The organism is Streptomyces sparsogenes subsp. cuspidosporus, from assembly GCF_039532705.1.
In the GTDB taxonomy this organism is placed as follows: Bacteria; Actinomycetota; Actinomycetes; order Streptomycetales; family Streptomycetaceae; genus Streptomyces; species Streptomyces sparsogenes.
In genome coordinates this window covers 1-17,456 of the sequence record NZ_BAAASD010000009.1, presented here as the reverse complement: position 1 = coordinate 17,456, position 17,456 = coordinate 1, and the positions used below count along the sequence as shown (strand labels likewise).

Genomic DNA, 17,456 nt, shown 5'->3' with positions numbered 1-17,456 from the left:
GCGCCCGTGCGGGGAGCGATGTCGTGTTCACTCAGGGCTGCAAACATCAAATCCCCCCGTGTTGTTCCGTATCCTGTGCCCTCGACGACGCGATCAATTCCCTCAACAGCAGCTTGACCGCTGCCTCCACCGTCTGTCCACGGATTCCGGCGCGATCTCCGGCCAAATGCAGCGCGGCCCCGGTGGCCGCCCCCGACGGCCCCGCCACGGCCACGTGCACCGTGCCCACCGGCTGTCCGTCCTGCGGTGTGGGGCCCGCGACACCCGTGGTCGCCACGCCCCAGTCCGCGCCCAGCACCCGCCGCACACCCTGGGCCATCTGCCGGGCGACCCCCGGGTCCACGGCCCCGCGGGCGTCGAGCAGGGCCCCGTCCACGCCCAGCACCTCCCGCTTGAGCTCGGTGGCGTACGCGGTCACCGAGCCGCGGAACGAACGGGACGCGCCCGGCACGGCGGTCAGCTCGGCGGCCAGCAGCCCGCCGGTCAGCGACTCGGCGACGGCCACGGTCTCCCCGCGCCCGGCCAGCAGCCCCAGCGCCTCGGCGGCCACTCCCCCGCTCCCCCCGGTCACCCCACGGACTCCCGCCCCGCCCGCTCGCGCTCCGCGGCCAGACCGGCCCGGCGCAGCACGACCGCCTGCCGGACGTAGTCGATGCCGGTGAGCACGGTGAGCGCCACCGCCACGGCCATCATCCAGAACCGCAGGGTGGCCAGCGGCCCGGTGAGCGCCAGGATGTACATGCCCACCGCGGTGCCCTGGGCGAGCGTCTTCATCTTCCCGCCCCGGCTGGCCGGGATCACTCCGTGCTTGATCACCCAGAAGCGCATCAGGGTGATGCCGATCTCGCGGAAGAGAATCACTCCGGTGACCCACCACGGGAGGTCGGAGAGGGCGGACAGGCAGATCAGCGCGGCGCCCATGATCGCCTTGTCGGCGATCGGGTCGGCGATCTTGCCGAAGTCGGTGACCAGGTTGTACCGGCGCGCCAGGTGCCCGTCGAAGAGGTCGGTGATCATGGCGATGGCGAACGCGGCCCAGGCGAAGGAGCGCCAGGCCGGGTCGTACCCCCCGTTGTGCAGCATCAGCAGCACGAACGCGGGCACCAGGAGCAGCCGGACCATGGTGAGGATGTTGGCGATGTTCCACAGCCCGGCGGGCCGCACGGCCGCGGCCGGGCGGTGGTGGCCCCCCGCGGCGGAGGCCGGGACTCCGCTCATCTGGCCGCCTCCTCGGAACACGCGCCGGCCCGCGCCGGCTCGCCCCGCGGCAGCACCTCCGCGACCAGGTCCACGCCCTCCGCGGCCACCACCTTGGCCGTGACCAGGTCGCCCACGGCGGGCCGGGGGCCGGCCCCGGGCAGGGTCAGCATCGTCTGGCCGTCGGTCTCGGGCGCCTGGTGGGCACCGCGCCCCACCACGGACCCCCCGCCCTCACCGGCCTCGATGCCGTCCCGGGCGCCGGCCTCGGTGTCGGCTTCGGCGTAAGGGCCACCGATCTCCTCGACCAGCACCTCGACCACCTCGCCCAGCCGCTCCTCGGCCCGCTGCGCGGTGAGCTCCTCGGCCAGCCGCGAGATGTGCGCCAGCCGCTCGGCGACCTCGTCCGGGTCGACCTTGTCCTCGTACGTCGCGGCCTCGGTGCCGTCCTCGTCCGAGTACCCGAAGACACCGATGGCATCCAGCCGGGCCTCGCCGAGGAACCGCTCCAGCTCGGCCAGGTCGGCCTCGGTCTCGCCGGGGAAGCCGACGATGAAGTTGGACCGGACGCCCGCCTGCGGCGCCTTGGCCCGGATGCGGTCCAGCAGCTCGAGGAAGCGGTCGGTGTCCCCGAAGCGGCGCATGGCGCGCAGCACCGCGGGGGCGGAGTGCTGGAAGGACAGGTCGAAGTACGGCGCGACCTTCTCGGTCGAGGTCAGCACGTCGATCAGGCCGGGCCGCATCTCGGCGGGCTGCAGATAGCTGACCCGGATCCGCTCGATGCCGTCCACCGCGGCGAGCTCGGGCAGCAGCGTCTCCAGCAGCCGGATGTCGCCGAGGTCCTTGCCGTAGGAGGTGTTGTTCTCGGAGACCAGCATGATCTCCTTCACCCCCTGCTCGGCGAGCCAGCGGGTCTCCCCCAGCACATCGGAGGGTCTGCGCGAGATGAAGGACCCGCGGAAGGACGGGATGGCGCAGAAGGAGCACCGGCGGTCGCAGCCGGAGGCCAGCTTGACGGAGGCCACCGGGCTGGTGCCCAGTCTGCGGCGCAGCGGGGCCCGGGGGCCGGAGGCGGGGGCCACGCCCTCGGGCAGGTCCTCGGGGGCGGGGGCGGCCTCGGCCTGCGCGTGGCCCGGCAGGGCGACCTCGGCTGCCTCCTGCCGCTCGGCCGGGCTGATGGGCAGCAGCTTGCGGCGGTCCCGGGGAGTGTGGGAGGCGTGGACGCCGCCGGACAGGATGGTGCGCAGCCGGTCCGAGATGTGGACGTAGTCGTCGAAGCCGAGCACCCCGTCGGCCTCGGGCAGCGCTTCCGCCAGCTCCTTTCCGTACCGCTCGGCCATGCAGCCGACGGCGACCACGGCCTGGGTGCGGCCGTGGTCCTTCAGGTCGTTGGCCTCCAGCAGGGCGTCGACCGAGTCCTTCTTGGCCGCTTCGACGAATCCGCAGGTGTTGACGACTGCGACGTCGGCGTCGGCGGCTTCCTCGACGAGCTCCCAGCCGTCCGCCGCCAAGCGGCCTGCGAGCTCCTCCGAGTCCACCTCGTTACGGGCGCAGCCAAGAGTGACAAGGGCGACGGTACGGCGTTCGGACATGGGCTCAGACTACTTCGTCGCAGCGACACCTCCCGCTGCCAGGGCTCCCGTCCGGCCGCCGGGTCAGCCCGCCTCGGGGTCTCCCTTGGTGTAGCTCAGCCGCTGGACCTGCCCGTTGGCCGCCAGGTTCTTGACCTCCTTGCCGTTCACGAACAGCTTGATGGCCTGGGCGTTGCCGAGCACCAGGTCGATCCGCTCGCTGTCCCTGAAGGTCTTCGAGTCGCCCTGGCGCAGCAGGCCCTCGTGGATCAGCCGTCCGTTGTGGTCCTGGGCGGAGATCCAGCTCTGCCCGCCCTCCGCGGTCAGCTTGACCGTGACCTTGTCCGCCGGGACCCCCGCGATGGCGCTGTCGGAGGGCTCGGGCTTCTGGTCGGTCGGCTTGGTGGGGGCGGGCTTGGTGCTGGGCGGGGTGGTGGACGGCTTGGCCGTGGTGGTCTCCTCGGCGACCGTGGAGCCGTCGTCCCCCGTGCCGCCGCTGAAGAGCGTGAAGCCGACGAATCCGACGACCGCCACGATGGCCGCGACCATGGCGGCCGTCCAGTTGGGGCGCCGGGGCTCGGGGCGGATCCGCTCGGCCTCGAAGAGCGGCGCCGCGGGGGTGGGCTCGGGGCGGCCTCCGTGCTCGGCGTCGTACTGGGCGACCAGGGCGTCCGCGTCCAGGCCGACCGCTCGGGCGAGCACGCGGATGTGGCCCCGGGCGTAGACGTCGCCGCCGCATCGGGAGTAGTCGTCCTGCTCGATGCCTCGCACGAGGGGAACACGCACCCGGGTGGTGGTACTGACCTCGTCGACGGTCAGCCCGGCGGCGATACGGGCCTGCTGGAGGGCGCGGCCGACGGAAGGCCGCTCGTCCTCTGGGAAGTTGCCGGGGGAGTTGCCGATGGACACGGGGGCGCCTTTCGAGCGTGTAGCCACCTGCTGGAGGTTCAGTCTAGGGGTGGGGCGAAAGGGTCGGGCAAGCGGGAGGGCGGAGTTTGTCCGCCATCAGGATTGCCGTATGACCGCGATCGTGGGACATCGCTCCGCCACCTCCCTCAACTTGACGTATCGGCAGGGGAAACGGTTGCCCGCCGATTCCTTATGAGTGAGCCTCCCCGCGGATCACGGCCAGCACGCCATCCAATTCTTCCGGTTTGACCAGTACATCGCGCGCCTTGGAGCCCTCGCTCGGGCCGACGACCCCGCGCGACTCCATGAGGTCCATCAGCCGCCCCGCCTTGGCGAAGCCCACCCGCAGCTTGCGCTGGAGCATCGAGGTCGACCCGAACTGGGTGGAGACGACCAGCTCAGCGGCCTGGCACAGCAGATCCAGATCGTCGCCGATGTCCTCGTCGATCTCCTTCTTCTTCGCCGTCCCGACGGTGACGTCGTCGCGGAAGACGGGCGCCATCTGGGCCTTGCAGTGCTCGACGACGGCGGCGACCTCATCCTCCGTGACGAAGGCGCCCTGCATCCGGACCGGCTTGCTCGCCCCCATCGGCAGGAACAGGCTGTCGCCCTTGCCGATCAGCTTTTCGGCGCCCGCCTGGTCCAGGATCACCCGGCTGTCGGCCAGCGAGGAGGTGGCGAACGCGAGCCGTGAGGGCACGTTCGCCTTGATCAGGCCGGTGACGACGTCCACGGACGGCCGCTGGGTGGCCAGCACCAGGTGGATGCCCGCCGCGCGGGCCAGCTGGGTGATGCGGACGATCGAGTCCTCGACGTCCCTGGGGGCGACCATCATCAGGTCCGCCAGCTCGTCCACGATCACCAGCAGATACGGGTAGGGCTTGAGCTCCCGCTCGCTCCCCTCGGGCTGCTTCACCTTGCCGGCCCGGACCGCCGCGTTGAAGTCGTCCACGTGCCGGAAGCCGAACGCCGCGAGGTCGTCGTAGCGCAGGTCCATCTCCCGCACGACCCACTGCAGGGCCTCGGCGGCCCGCTTGGGGTTGGTGATGATCGGGGTGATCAGGTGCGGGATGCCCTCGTACGCGGTGAGCTCCACGCGCTTGGGGTCGACCAGCACCATCCGCACGTCGTCCGGGGTGGCGCGCACCATGACCGAGGTGATCAGGCAGTTGATGCAGGACGACTTTCCGGAGCCGGTGGCGCCGGCCACGAGCACGTGGGGCATGGTCGCCAGGTTGTGCGAGACATAGCCGCCCTCGACGTCCTTGCCGAGCGCGACGATCATCGGGTGGTCGTCGCCGACGGCGTCGGCCGAGCGCAGCACATCGCCCAGCCGGACCATCTCGCGGTCGGTGTTGGGGATCTCGATGCCGACGGCGGACTTGCCGGGGATCGGGCTGATGATGCGCACATCGGGGCTGGCGACGGCGTAGGCGATGTTCTTCGTCAGGGCCGTGATCCGCTCGACCTTCACCGCCGGGCCCAGCTCCACCTCGTAGCGGGTGACCGTCGGGCCGCGGGTGAAGCCGGTGACGGACGCGTCCACCTTGAACTCGGAGAAGACGGTCGACAGCGAGGCGACGACCGCGTCGTTGGCCGCACTGCGGGTCTTGCCCGGCCCGCCCCGCTCCAGCAGGTCGAGCGAGGGCAGGGCGTAGGTGATGTCGCCGGAGAGCTGCAGCTGCTCGGCGCGCGGCGGCAGCGGCTCGGAGGGCTCGGGCGTGGGCCGGGTCAGGTCGGGGACGAGGGCCGTCCGCTCCCCCTCGGCCCCCTCGGCTCCTTCGGCCCCTTCGGACGCCTTCGGCCGGCCGGGCCGCTTCCCCTTGCCCGCCGGGGCGCCCGGCGCGCCGGCCTGCTCGGCGTCGCGCGCCCCCGGCACCCCGCCGGTGTCGGAGCCGGGGATCCGGTCGGTGGTGGAGATCCCGCTGCTGAGCCCGGCGACCAGCGGTGAGGGCTGGACACCGTGCAGCACCGCCCCGTCCAGGGCCGCGGCCGCGGCGGCCGCCACGTCCACGGCGTCCATCGGGCGGTCGAGCGGCGGCTGCGCGGACCGACCGCGGCGCGGCCGCCGACGCTTGCGCAGCGCCTCCTCCTCGGCCCGCTCCGGGTCGTCCGCGCCCTGCGGGCCCCCCTTGTCCAGGGAGGCCCGCCGAGGCCGCCTGGCGGGCGTCTCGCGCCATTCCTGGGCGTACTCGGCGTCGTCCCGCTCGTAGGCCGCGTAGTCGTCGTCGACCTGGTAGCCGACGGGGTGTTCGCGGACGAGGCCGAGCCGGATGCCGAGCAGCCGCAGCCGGTGCGGGATCGCGGCGACGGGCGTGGCGGTGACGACCAGCAGCCCGAAGACGGTCAGCAGCACCAGCAGCGGTACGGCCAGCACCTCGCCCATCGCGACGATCAGCGGCCGGGACGCCGCCCAGCCGATGAGGCCGCCCGCGTCCTGGATGGCCTGGGTGCCCTGGCCGCGCCCCGGCGCCCCGCAGGCGATGTGGACCTGCCCGAGCACGCCGATCACCAGCGCGGAAAGGCCGATGACGATCCGTCCGTTCGCCTCCGGCTTCTCGGGGTGGAGGATCAGCCGGACCGCGATGGCGCCCAGCAGTATCGGCACGATCAGGTCGAGCCGCCCGAAGGCGCCGGTGACCAGCACCTCGACCAGGTCACCCACCGGGCCCCGCAGATTGGACCAGGTGCCGACCGCGACGATCAGGGCCAGGGCGAGCAGCAGCAGCGCGCTGCCGTCTTTACGGTGGGCCGGATCCAGCCCCTTCGCGCCGCGCCCTATGCCGCGGAACAGTGCCGCGACACCGCGCGCCATCCCCATCCAGACGGCCCGCGCCGCGCGGAACACCCCGCTGGTGGGGCTCGGCGCCGGCTTGGGCGGCGCGGCCTTGGCCGCCGCCTTCCTCGGCGCGGCCTTCTTCACGGGCGCGGCGGACTTCTTGACGGGCGCCTTCCTGGCGACCGCCTTCTTCGCGGGCGCCTTCTTGGCCGCGCCCCCGGACGGCCCGGCGCGCTTCTTCGAGGTGCCCGCCGTGCTCTGGGAACCCTTGCCGGACGTACGAGAGGCCATGGGGGCGAGATTACCCGCGTCCGCCGTACGGAGCACGCATACCGCGGTGCCGGGCGTCACTCACGTCACACCCGTGACGGCGCCGCCCGCGGCGGCGTGCGGAGCGGGACAAGGGATGACGGGACGTCAGGGCGACGGGGCGTCACTCCGCTCCGAGCTGTTCAGTTCTGTGAGGGCGCCTGGCCCGCTCCGCCGCCGGCGCCGGGCTCCAGCGCGTCAAGCGCCCGCCGCAGCCCGGTCAGTTTGCGCTCCAGATGGGCGGCGGTGGCCACGGCGGCCGCGTCCGCGGACTCGTCGAGCTGTTTGGACAGCGCCTCGGCCTGCTCCTCCACCGCCGCCAGCCGCGCGGACAGCTCGGCGAGCAGCCCGGCCGACTCCTTGGCGTCCTCCCCGGCGGCGGGCTGGCCGCCCTCGAGCTGCAGCCGCAACAGGGAGGCCTGCTCCCGGAGCTGGCAGTTCTTCATGTACAGGTCGACGAACACCGAGACCTTCGCGCGCAGCACCCACGGGTCGAACGGCTTGGAGATGTAGTCGACCGCGCCCGCCGCGTACCCGCGGAAGGTGTGGTGCGGACCGTGGTTGATCGCCGTGAGAAAGATGATCGGGATGTCGCGGGTGCGCTCCCGCCGCTTGATGTGCGCGGCGGTCTCGAATCCGTCCATCCCCGGCATCTGGACGTCCAGCAGGATCACCGCGAAGTCGTCCGTCAGCAGCGCCTTGAGCGCTTCCTCCCCTGACGATGCCCGTACCAGTGTCTGATCGAGCGCGGAGAGAATGGCCTCCAGCGCCAGCAGATTCTCCGGCCGGTCATCGACCAGGAGGATCTTGGCCTTCTGCACCATGGCCCGTCCTCCTCGCCCCGGCATGGGGCCTCCCCTGCTCGAAGAGCTCGGGGAGGCGCCGGCCGCCGCCCCGGGGGACGACTCCCTTGCGCCGCCCGTCCTTGTGCCGGTCATGGTAGCCGCACCCCGCTGTTCGCCACACCCTGTCACCGCGATGTCACTGTGCACATAGCAGAAACGCGGTAAGAGACCAGAAGGTTCCCCGAATCCCGTGTTCCCACACGTGTTCGGCGACACTCCGTCAGCAGCCCCGCCGGGGCCGCGTTCTCACCGGTCACTCCGCGCCCATCCACTGTTCCATCACCGCGAGAAGATGATCCGTGTCCACGGGCTTGGTCACATAATCCGACGCGCCGGCCTCGATGCTCTTCTCCCGGTCGCCCTTCATCGCCTTCGCGGTGAGGGCGATGATCGGCAGCCCGGCGAACTGCGGCATCCGGCGGATCGCGGCGGTCGTGGCGTACCCGTCCATCTCCGGCATCATGATGTCCATCAGCACGAGGACGACGTCGTCGTGCTGCTCCAACACCTCGATGCCCTCCCGGCCGTTCTCGGCGTAGAGCACCTGCAGCCCGTGCTGCTCCAGCACGCTGGTGAGGGCGAACACATTGCGGATGTCGTCGTCGACGATCAGCACCTTCTCGCCGTGGAACCCGCCCGACGGCTCCGGCACCACCAGGTCCTGGCCGCCCAGCAGCCAGGGCTCGGGCGCCTCCGCCGACCGCGGGGCCGGGCGGCGCCCCGACCGGGCCACGGACGACCCGCCGTCCGCCGCCTCCCGCTGGGCCCGCCGACGCCGCCCGAGGGTCCCCGCGCCGCGCACCCGATGCTGCGCCGCCGAGGTGTCCTGCGCGGACTCCTGCGGCAGGGCGCCCTCCTCGGCCGCGCCCTCGGCGCCGGTGTCCAGCACGGCCTCCAGGGCCGGCGCCCCCTCGCTGCCCGGGCCGAGCTGCGGGTAGCCCTGGGGCGGCAACTCGCTGGGGTGGAGCGGCAGGTACAGCGTGAAGGTCGAGCCGCGACCCGGCTCGCTGGCGGCGTGGATCTCGCCGCCCAGCAGCCGGGCGATCTCCCGGCTGATGGACAGGCCGAGGCCGGTGCCGCCGTACTTGCGGCTGGTGGTGCCGTCGGCCTGCTTGAACGCCTCGAAGATCACCCGCATCTTGCTGGCCGCGATCCCGATGCCGGTGTCGGTGACCGAGAAGGCGATCATCTCGGCGTCCGGGTCGCGCAGCGCGCCGTGCTCCAGGAGCTGTTCGCGGATGCCGTCGGGCACATCGGCGCCCGCCGGCCTGATGACCAGCTCCACGGCCCCGGTGTCGGTGAACTTCACCGCGTTGGACAGCAGGTTGCGCAGCACCTGCAGCAGCCGCTGCTCGTCGGTGTGCAGCGTCGCCGGAAGCTCCGGGGAGACCCGGACGGAGAAGTCCAGGCCCTTCTCCGCGGTCAGCGGCCGGAACGTGGCCTCCACGTAGTCGACGAGCTGGATCAGGGCGATACGGGTCGGGCTGACGTCCATCTTGCCCGCCTCGACCTTCGACAGGTCCAGGATGTCGTTGATCAGCTGCAGCAGGTCCGAGCCCGCGCCGTGGATGGTCTCGGCGAACTCCACCTGCTTGGGCGAGAGATTGCCGTCCGCGTTGTCGGCCAGCAGCTTGGCGAGGATCAGCAGCGAGTTCAGCGGGGTGCGCAGCTCGTGTGACATGTTCGCCAGGAACTCGCTCTTGTAGCGCATCGAGACGGCGAGTTGCTCGGCGCGCTCCTCCAGCACCTGCCGGGCCTCTTCGATCTCGGTGTTCTTGACCTCGATGTCGCGGTTCTGCCGGGCCAGCAGCGCCGCCTTCTCCTCCAGCTCCGCGTTGGAGGCCTGGAGCGCCTTCTGCCGGTTCTCCAGTTCGGCCGAGCGCTCCCGCAGCTGCTCGGTCAGCTCCTGCGACTGCTTGAGCAGCACCTCGGTCTTGGTGTTGACGCTGATGGTGTTGACGCTGGTGCCGATCATCTCGGCGATCTGGTTGAGGAAGTCCTTCTGGATCTGGGTGAACGGCTGGAAGGAGGCCAGCTCGATCACACCCAGCAGCTGGCCCTCGAACAGCACCGGCAGCACGATCACATTCGCCGGCGGAGCCTCGCCGAGACCCGAGGAGATCTTCAGGTAGTTCGGCGGCACCCGCTCCATCAGGATGCTGCGCTTCTCGACCGCGACCGTGCCGATGAGCGAGTCGCCCGGCCGGAAGGTCGTCGGCATGGTGCCCTTGGAGTAGCCGTAGCTGCCGATCAGCCGCAGCTCGTACGCGTCCTCGTCGCCGTCGCCGCCCACCTCGGCGCCGGCCTCCACGCCCTCGTCGGTCGGCACCGCCAGGAAGAACGCGCCGTGCTGCGCGGAGACCACCGGGGTCAGCTCGCTCATGATCAGCCGGGCGACGTCCTCCAGGTCGCGGCGCCCCTGCATCAGACCGGAGATACGGGCCAGGTTGCCCTTGAGCCAGTCCTGCTCCTTGTTGGCGAGCGTCGTCTCGCGCAGGTTGGCGATCATGGTGTTGATGTTGTCCTGGAGGACCTGGATCTCCCCCGCGGCATCCACATCGATCTTCAGGTTCAGATCGCCCCGGGTCACCGCGGTGGCGACCTCGGCGATGGCGCGCACCTGCCGGGTCAGGTTGCCGGCCATCTCGTTCACCGACTCGGTCAGGTCCTTCCAGGTGCCGGCCACGTCCCGCACCCGCGCCTGGCCGCCCAACTGCCCCTCCGTACCCACCTCACGGGCCACCCGGGTCACCTGGTCGGCGAACGACGACAGCTGGTCGACCATCGTGTTGATCGTCGTCTTGAGCTCGAGGATCTCGCCCCGCGCCTCGATGTCGATCTTCTTGGTCAGGTCGCCCTGGGCGATCGCCGTGGTGACCATGGCGATGTTGCGGACCTGCCCGGTCAGGTTGGACGCCATCGAGTTGACGGACTCGGTCAGGTCCTTCCAGGTCCCCGAGACGCCGGGCACCCGGGCCTGACCGCCCAGGATGCCGTCGGTGCCCACCTCGCGCGCCACGCGGGTGACCTCGTCCGCGAAGGACGACAGCGTCGTCACCATCGTGTTGACGGTGTCGGCGAGCGCCGCGACCTCGCCCCGGGCCTCGACCGTCACCTTCTTGGTCAGGTCGCCGTTGGCGACCGCCGCCGAGACCTGGGAGATGTTGCGCACCTGAATGGTGAGGTTGTTGGCCATCAGGTTGACGTTGTTGCTCAGGTCCTTCCAGATGCCGGTCACGCCGGGCACCCGCGCCTGGCCGCCCAGCTGGCCCTCCGTGCCCACCTCACGGGCCACCCGGGTCACCTGCTCGGCGAACGACGACAGCTGGTCCACCATCGTGTTCACGGTCGTGACGAGCTCGAGGATCTCGCCCTTGGCGTCCACCGTGATCTTCTTCGACAGATCGCCCTTGGCGACCGCCGTGGTCACCTCGGCGATACTGCGCACCTGGGAGGTCAGGTTGTCGGCCATGCCGTTCACGGACTGGGTGAGGTCCTTCCAGGTGCCGGAGACCCCCTGCACCTCGGCCTGACCGCCCAACTGGCCCTCCGTACCCACCTCACGGGCCACCCGGGTGACCTCCTCGGCGAAGGAGGACAGCTGGTCGACCATGGTGTTGAGGGTGTTCTTCAGCTCCAGGATCTCGCCGCGCGCGTCGACGTCGATCTTCTGCGACAGATCACCGCGGGCGACCGCCGTGGCGACCTGCGCGATGTTGCGGACCTGGGCGGTCAGGTTGCCCGCCATGCTGTTCACCGAGTCGGTCAGGTCGCGCCAGACACCCGCGACGCCGGGCACCCGGGCCTGGCCGCCCAGCCGGCCCTCCGTACCCACCTCGCGGGCCACCCGGGTCACCTGCTCGGCGAAGTCCGACAGCTGGTCGACCATCGTGTTGATGGTGTTCTTCAGCTCCAGGATCTCGCCGCGCGCGTCCACCTCGATCTTCTGCGACAGATCGCCGCGCGCCACCGCCGTCGTCACCTGCGCGATCCCGCGCACCTGCGAGGTCAGATTCCCCGCCATCGAGTTGACGGAGTCGGTCAGGTCCTTCCAGGTGCCGCTGACGCCGTCCACCCGGGCCTGACCGCCCAGCCGGCCCTCGGTGCCCACGTCCCGCGCCATCCGCGTGACCTGGTCGGCGAAGGAGGAGAGCTGGTCCACCATGGTGTTGACGGTGTTCTTCAGCTGGAGCATCTCGCCGGAGACGTCCACGGTGACCTTCTGCGACAGATCGCCGTTGGCGACCGCCGTCGTCACCTGCGCGATGTTGCGCACCTGTCCGGTGAGGTTACGGAACGCGGTGTTCACCGAGTCGGTGAGATCCTTCCACGTCCCCGCCGCCCCCGGCACCTGCGCCTGACCGCCCAGCTCGCCCTCGACGCCGATCTCCCGGGCCACCCGGGTCACCTCGGCGCCGAAGGACTGCAGCTGGTCCACCATCGTGTTGACGGTGTTCTTCAGCTCCAGCATCTCCCCGGCCACGTCGACGGTGACCTTCTGCGACAGATCGCCGTTGGCGACCGCCGTCGTCACCTGCGCGATGTCACGCACCTGCGCGGTGAGGTTACGGAACGCGGTGTTCACCGAGTCGGTGAGATCCTTCCACGTCCCCGCCGCACCCGGCACCTGCGCCTGACCGCCCAGCAGGCCCTCGGCCCCGACCTCGCTGGCCACCCGCGTCACCTCGTCGGCGAAGGTGCGCAGCGTCTCGGTCATGGTGTTGATCGTCTCGGCGAGCTGGGCGACTTCGCCACGCGCGCTCACCGTCACCTTCTGCGACAGATCGCCATTGGCGACCGCCGTCGTGACCTGGGCGATCCCGCGCACCTGCGCGGTCAGGTTCCCGGCCATCAGGTTGACCGAGTCGGTGAGGTCCTTCCAGACCCCGGCGACGCCGGGGACCTTCGCCTGGCCGCCCAGCTCGCCCTCGGTGCCCACCTCGCGGGCGACCCGCGTGACCTCCGCCGCGAAGGAGGAGAGCTGGTCCACCATCGTGTTGACGGTGTTCTTCAGTTCGAGCATCTCCCCGGCCACGTGGACCGTGACCTTACGGGACAGATCACCCTTGGCCACCGCCGTGGTCACCAGAGCGATGTCCCGTACCTGGGCGGTGAGCCGCGACGCCATCGTGTTGACGGACTCCGTGAGGTCCTTCCACGAACCGGACATCCCGCGCACCCGGGCCTGGCCGCCCAGCTTGCCCTCGGTGCCCACCTCGCTGGCCACCCGCGTCACCTCGTCGGTGAACGCCGACAGCTGGTCCACCAGTCCGTTGACCGTACGGCCCACCTTGAGGAACTCCCCGCGCAGCGGATGCGCCGAGCCGTCCGCCGCCTGCGAGCGCAGGTCCATCCGCTGTTCCAGGTCGCCCTCGGCGACCGCCGAGAGCACCCGGCCCACCTCGGACACCGGCCGTACGAGATCGTCGACCAGCGCGTTGGACGCCTCGATGGCCGCCGCCCAGGAGCCCTCGCAGGCCCCCATCTCCAGCCGCTCTGTGAGCTTTCCCTCACGCCCGACCACTCGGCGCACCCGCGCCAGCTCGCCCGTGAGCTGCAGATTACGGTCGGCGACCTCGTTGAAGATCGCCGCGATCTCGGACATGACGCCCTCGCCCGAGACCGTCAGGCGCTTGCGGAAGTTCCCGTCCCGCATCGCCGTCATCGCCGCCAGCAGCCGGTTCAGGGCCGCCGTGTCCACTTCGGTCGTCCCACTGCTCCGGGACCGTCCGCCCTTCGCGCGCGTGCTCGTGCCTCGCGTCGCCGCGCCAGACTCCACCGTGTCCCTCCCGCAGGGTTGACCATCGTCCTCGGGTTCTTCTTCCAGCTTCCCCAGTGTTTCACCATGGTCCTACCAGGCCATAACAGTTCGGCAGCATCGCATACCGCCGACAGCACACTCTGGGGTGGAATCAGCCCCCACCGGCATTCGCTGAAGCGGTGGAGGTAAGTAACCTGGCATCCGGCCAGGCATCGGAGGGGCGCTGCGACATGGGTGAGCAGATCGCCGAGACACGCATGAGGAGACCTGTGATCACCGCGCGGGCAGCCGCCACCTTCGAGCCGGTGGGACGCTCGGTCGCCTCCGCCCGTACCTTTGTCCGCGACACCCTCCAGGGGTGGGGCCTGACCGACATCGTCGACGACGCGGTCGTTCTCACCAGCGAGCTGGTCACCAACGCGGTCGTCCACTCCGGCACGACCGCCGACGTGGTGTGCGTCCGCGCCGACAGCGGCGTGCGCATCGAGGTCACCGATCGCTACCCGGAGCGAGAGCTCCCGCTCCAGACCACCAGCCGCCCCATCGGCAACCCCGACCGCGAGGGCGGCCGCGGCCTGCTGCTGTGCGCCGCGCTCGCCTCCCGCTGGGGCGTCGAGTACACCTCGACCCACAAGCAGGTCTGGTTCCACCTGGACTTCCCGGACCGCCCGGCCGGCACCCGCTCGGCCGGCCCCGCCCTCCCCACCGACGCCCTGCCCGTCACCGACGCCCGGGTCCGCGTCGCCGTCACCCAAGTCGACCGCACCGGTCTCATCACCGCCTGGAACGACGACGCGCAGGAACTGTTCGGCTACGCGGCGGAGCAGGTCATCGGCAAGCCCCTCACCGACCTCGCCGCCTGGCCGCACACCCCCGGCACCGGCACCGGGGTCGCCGAGGCCCTCCAGCTGTCCCGCTGGGAGGGCTCGTACGGCATCAGGGGCGCCGACGGGCGGGTCGTCCCCGTCTACGCCTCCCACCTCCGCGTCCGCGACGCCGACGGCGATCCGTCCACCGTCTGTCTGCTGGTGCGCGAGCGGGAGCGCGCGGTGCTCCAGAGCCCGCAGCGCGGCCCGGGGACCGACGCCGCGGAAGGCGCCGAGCGCGGCCCGGCCGGCGACGCCTTCGAGGTCTCCATCGGCTCGCCCGCCCCCGACGACCTCGACGGCCTGCTGCAGCGCACCGTCGAGCGCGCCCGCGACATGCTCGACGGCGACGCCGCCTATCTGCTGCTCGCCACCGACGACGAGACCGAGCTGGAGGTCCGCGCCTCCACCGGGCTCACCTCCGCCCGCCAGCGCTTCGCCCGCGTCCCCGTCGAGGCCGGCACCGGCCGCTACGGCTCCGCCCGGATGCCCGCGGTCCACGAGGACCTGTCCATCGTGCCCGGCGCCGTCCCCCTGCTCGCCAACACCGGCCTGCGGTCGGTCGTCACCGTCCCGCTGAAGGTCGAGGGCCGGCTCACCGGCTCGCTCGGCGTCGCGGCCGAGGCCCCCGGCCGGTACAGCAACGAGGAGGCGCTGCGGCTGCAGTTCGCCGCCGACCGCATCGCGCTCGCGGTCGAACGCGCCCGGCTCACCGAGTTGGAGCGGCTGCGCCGCAACTCCCTCTCGTTCCTCGTCGAGGCCTCCGACCTGCTCGCCGGCACCCTCGACCGCGACCAGACGCTCGCCCTCATGGCCCAGATGACCGTGCCCACCCTGGCCAACTGGTGCGCCGTCTACACGGTCGCCGACCCGGCGTCCGACCCCGAACTGTCCTACGTCCTGCACGAGGACGAGGAACGCATCGACGGCCTCAAGGCGCTCCTGACGAGGATCGACCCGCCCGAGCAGGTCCGTACCGGCGGCGCCCGCCTGTGGACCGCCCCCGCCCAGACCGCCCACGCCGCGTCGCTGCGCACCTCCCTGCGCGGCCTCAGCCTCGGCGACGCCGCCCGCCCCTCCTCCGGCCCCAGCGCCTCGCTCGCGACCGCCTCGGCGGTCGGCGGGGAGACCGTGGTGCTGCCCCTGGTCGCCCGCAACCGCGTCATCGGCATGCTCACCCTCGGCAAGTCCACCGACGGGCACTTCCGCCAGGAGAACCTGGAGCTCGCCGAAGACCTCTCCCGCAGGGCGGCCCTCGCGCTCGACAACGCCCGGCTGTACTCCGAGCGCACCGCCATCAGCCAGTCCCTGCAGCGCAGCCTGCTGCCGCCCGAACTGCCCGACGTCTCCGGCGTGGAGGTCGAGGTCATCTACCGCGCCGCGGGCGAGGGCAACGAGGTCGGCGGCGACTTCTACGACCTCTTCCCGATCCGCGACGGCGCGTACGGCTTCGCCATCGGCGACGTCTGCGGCACCGGCCCGGAGGCCGCCGCGGTCACCGGCCTGGCCCGGCACGCGCTGCGGCTGCTCGCCCGCGAGGGCTTCGGCGGCCCGGCGGTCCTCGAGCGCCTCAACGCCGCGATCCTCGACGAGGGTGCCCGCAGCCGCTTCCTGACGCTGCTGTACGGGGAGTTGTGGCCGCAGGAGGACGGCAGCGCCGTGCTGAAGGTCGTGTGCGCGGGCCACCCGCTGCCGCTGCGGCTGCGCCAGGACGGCTCCGTGGAGCCCGCGGCCGAACCCCAGCCGCTGCTGGGCGTGATGGAGGACCTGGAGCTGTACGAGCAGACCGTCACCCTCGACCCGGGGGACGTCCTGCTGTGCGTCACCGACGGCGTGACCGAGCGCCGCGAGGGCTCCCGGATGCTCGGCGACGACGGCCTCGTCGACGTGCTGACGACCTGCACCGGGCTGACGGCGGGCGCGGTGGCCTCCCGGGTGCTGCGGGCGGTCGAGCGGTTCGCCGCCGAGCCGCCGTCCGACGACATGGCGATCCTCGCCATGCGTGTCCCCGAGCCGCAGGACTCCTGAGGGGCCGTCGCCGTATCCACAGACCGTCGCCTGCACGACAAAGGCCCTCGCCGATGGGCGAGGGCCTTGTGCCGCGACTTCTGTCACAAAGACTTCTGTCAAAAGGAGAGAGCCCCAATACGGAATCGAACCGTAGACCTTCTCCTTACCATGGAGACGCTCTGCCGACTGAGCTATTGGGGCGCGTCGACGGAATAAATCATACCCCGAAGATCAGGGTGCTCCGTACCACTGTCCCGGCGGCCCACCCGGAGAGCCGCTGCTCAAGCCGCCGCCTGAAGCACCCCGCCGAGCGCGTTGCAGGCGGACACCACGCGGTGCAACTCCCGCCGGGACATCGCCGCGTCGACAGGCAGGGCAAGGCATTCGTCCGCGGCCCGTTCGGTCTCCGCGAGCCACATGTCCCGCCGGAAACGCGCGGTGCGGTGCGCCGGCGTCTGTACGGGCACATGGCACACGACGCCGCGGGAACGCAGCGTACGGGCGAAGGCGTCACGGTCCGGCCTGCCATTGCCGGGGACGCGCACCACGTACTGCTGATAGGTGTGCTGGGCGCCGGGCGCCACCCACGGGGTGACCACGCCGCGCAATTTCCCGTTCAGATACGCCGCGTTGGCCTGCCGCCGCAGTACCTCCGAGGCCGGCTCGGGCCGTGCCCCGTGCTCGATGACGACCAGTCCGTGCCGCCTGCCGAGCTCACCGAGGCGTGCCATGTCGGCCGGATGCCCGAAGGTGTGCACCGCGATGACGGCGGCGGTCCGGGGGGTCAGCGCGTCCGCCACCGCGGCCGGATCTATGCAGAAGGTGTTGGCGTCGATGTCCACGAACACCGGCCGGGCCCCGGCCAGCAGGACCGCTTCCGCGGCCTCGGCGGTCCCGTACGACGGCACCACCACCTCGTCACCCGGCCGCACGCCCGACCCGGTGAGCTCTCGCAACAGCTCGTCCGCAGAAGTCCCCATGGCTGGCATCGTGCCCAGGCAACATGAACACCGAGTGGCCCGCAGCACAACAAAAGAGAGCCCTGTCGGGAACCGAAGTTCCCGACAGGGCTCTCTGTAAAAATTGTTCGGCGGCGTCCTACTCTCCCACAGGGTCCCCCCTGCAGTACCATCGGCGCTGAAAGGCTTAGCTTCCGGGTTCGGAATGTAACCGGGCGTTTCCCTAACGCAATGACCACCGAAACACTAT

9 protein-coding genes, 1 tRNA gene and 1 rRNA gene are annotated in these 17,456 nt (G+C 71.3%); 1 reads left to right on the top strand and 10 read right to left on the bottom strand.

Annotated elements, in window-relative coordinates:
• Nucleotides 1–46 precede the first annotated feature (46 nt).
• The 7 genes from ABFY07_RS13720 to ABFY07_RS13690 form a co-directional block, all read right to left on the bottom strand.
• Complete coding sequence (locus ABFY07_RS13720; protein WP_346174767.1) at nt 47–571, bottom strand: CinA family protein; 525 nt, start codon at nt 569–571, stop codon at nt 47–49.
• Complete coding sequence (gene pgsA, locus ABFY07_RS13715) at nt 568–1,218, bottom strand: CDP-diacylglycerol--glycerol-3-phosphate 3-phosphatidyltransferase (RefSeq protein ID WP_346174766.1); 651 nt, start codon at nt 1,216–1,218, stop codon at nt 568–570. Before pgsA ends, ABFY07_RS13720 begins: the two co-directional genes overlap by 4 nt.
• Entirely contained in the window at nt 1,215–2,789 is a 1,575-nt protein-coding gene (gene rimO, locus ABFY07_RS13710; protein ID WP_346174765.1) for a 30S ribosomal protein S12 methylthiotransferase RimO, read from the bottom strand. The genes pgsA and rimO overlap by 4 nt, the downstream gene beginning before the upstream one ends.
• A gap of 63 nt (nt 2,790–2,852) precedes the next feature.
• Nucleotides 2,853–3,677 (bottom strand): helix-turn-helix domain-containing protein, encoded by an 825-nt coding sequence (locus tag ABFY07_RS13705; RefSeq protein ID WP_346174764.1) that lies wholly within the window; start codon nt 3,675–3,677, stop codon nt 2,853–2,855.
• 190 nt (nt 3,678–3,867) lie between these two features.
• Complete coding sequence (locus ABFY07_RS13700; RefSeq protein ID WP_346174763.1) at nt 3,868–6,747, bottom strand: DNA translocase FtsK; 2,880 nt, start codon at nt 6,745–6,747, stop codon at nt 3,868–3,870.
• 161 nt (nt 6,748–6,908) lie between these two features.
• Nucleotides 6,909–7,589: a response regulator gene (locus tag ABFY07_RS13695; RefSeq protein ID WP_065965304.1), complete on the bottom strand. Its 681-nt coding sequence runs from the start codon at nt 7,587–7,589 to the stop codon at nt 6,909–6,911.
• 274 nt (nt 7,590–7,863) lie between these two features.
• Complete coding sequence (locus ABFY07_RS13690; RefSeq protein WP_346174762.1) at nt 7,864–13,389, bottom strand: HAMP domain-containing protein; 5,526 nt, start codon at nt 13,387–13,389, stop codon at nt 7,864–7,866.
• A gap of 251 nt (nt 13,390–13,640) precedes the next feature.
• On the opposite strand from ABFY07_RS13690, the gene ABFY07_RS13685 reads away from it, so the two are divergent.
• Complete coding sequence (locus tag ABFY07_RS13685; RefSeq protein WP_346174908.1) at nt 13,641–16,265, top strand: SpoIIE family protein phosphatase; 2,625 nt, start codon at nt 13,641–13,643, stop codon at nt 16,263–16,265.
• 110 nt (nt 16,266–16,375) lie between these two features.
• On the opposite strand, the gene ABFY07_RS13680 is transcribed toward ABFY07_RS13685, so the two are convergent.
• From ABFY07_RS13680 to rrf, 3 genes are all read right to left on the bottom strand, one after another.
• A tRNA-Thr gene (locus ABFY07_RS13680) sits at nt 16,376–16,448 on the bottom strand.
• Between the two features lie 80 nt (nt 16,449–16,528).
• Nucleotides 16,529–17,227 (bottom strand): DegT/DnrJ/EryC1/StrS family aminotransferase, encoded by a 699-nt coding sequence (locus tag ABFY07_RS13675; protein WP_346174761.1) that lies wholly within the window; start codon nt 17,225–17,227, stop codon nt 16,529–16,531.
• A 105-nt stretch (nt 17,228–17,332) separates the two neighbouring features.
• Nucleotides 17,333–17,449, bottom strand: a 5S ribosomal RNA gene (gene rrf, locus ABFY07_RS13670).
• Nucleotides 17,450–17,456: the final 7 nt, after the last annotated feature.

Excerpts from the sequence above, each read along its gene's own strand:
- ABFY07_RS13675 (WP_346174761.1), bottom strand. The coding sequence starts at position 17,227 with ATGGGGACTTCTGCGGACGAGCTGTTGCGAGAGCTCACCGGGTCGGGC.
- rimO (WP_346174765.1), bottom strand. The coding sequence starts at position 2,789 with ATGTCCGAACGCCGTACCGTCGCCCTTGTCACTCTTGGCTGCGCCCGT.
- pgsA (WP_346174766.1), bottom strand. The coding sequence starts at position 1,218 with ATGAGCGGAGTCCCGGCCTCCGCCGCGGGGGGCCACCACCGCCCGGCC.
- ABFY07_RS13695 (WP_065965304.1), bottom strand. The coding sequence starts at position 7,589 with ATGGTGCAGAAGGCCAAGATCCTCCTGGTCGATGACCGGCCGGAGAAT.
- ABFY07_RS13700 (WP_346174763.1), bottom strand. The coding sequence starts at position 6,747 with ATGGCCTCTCGTACGTCCGGCAAGGGTTCCCAGAGCACGGCGGGCACC.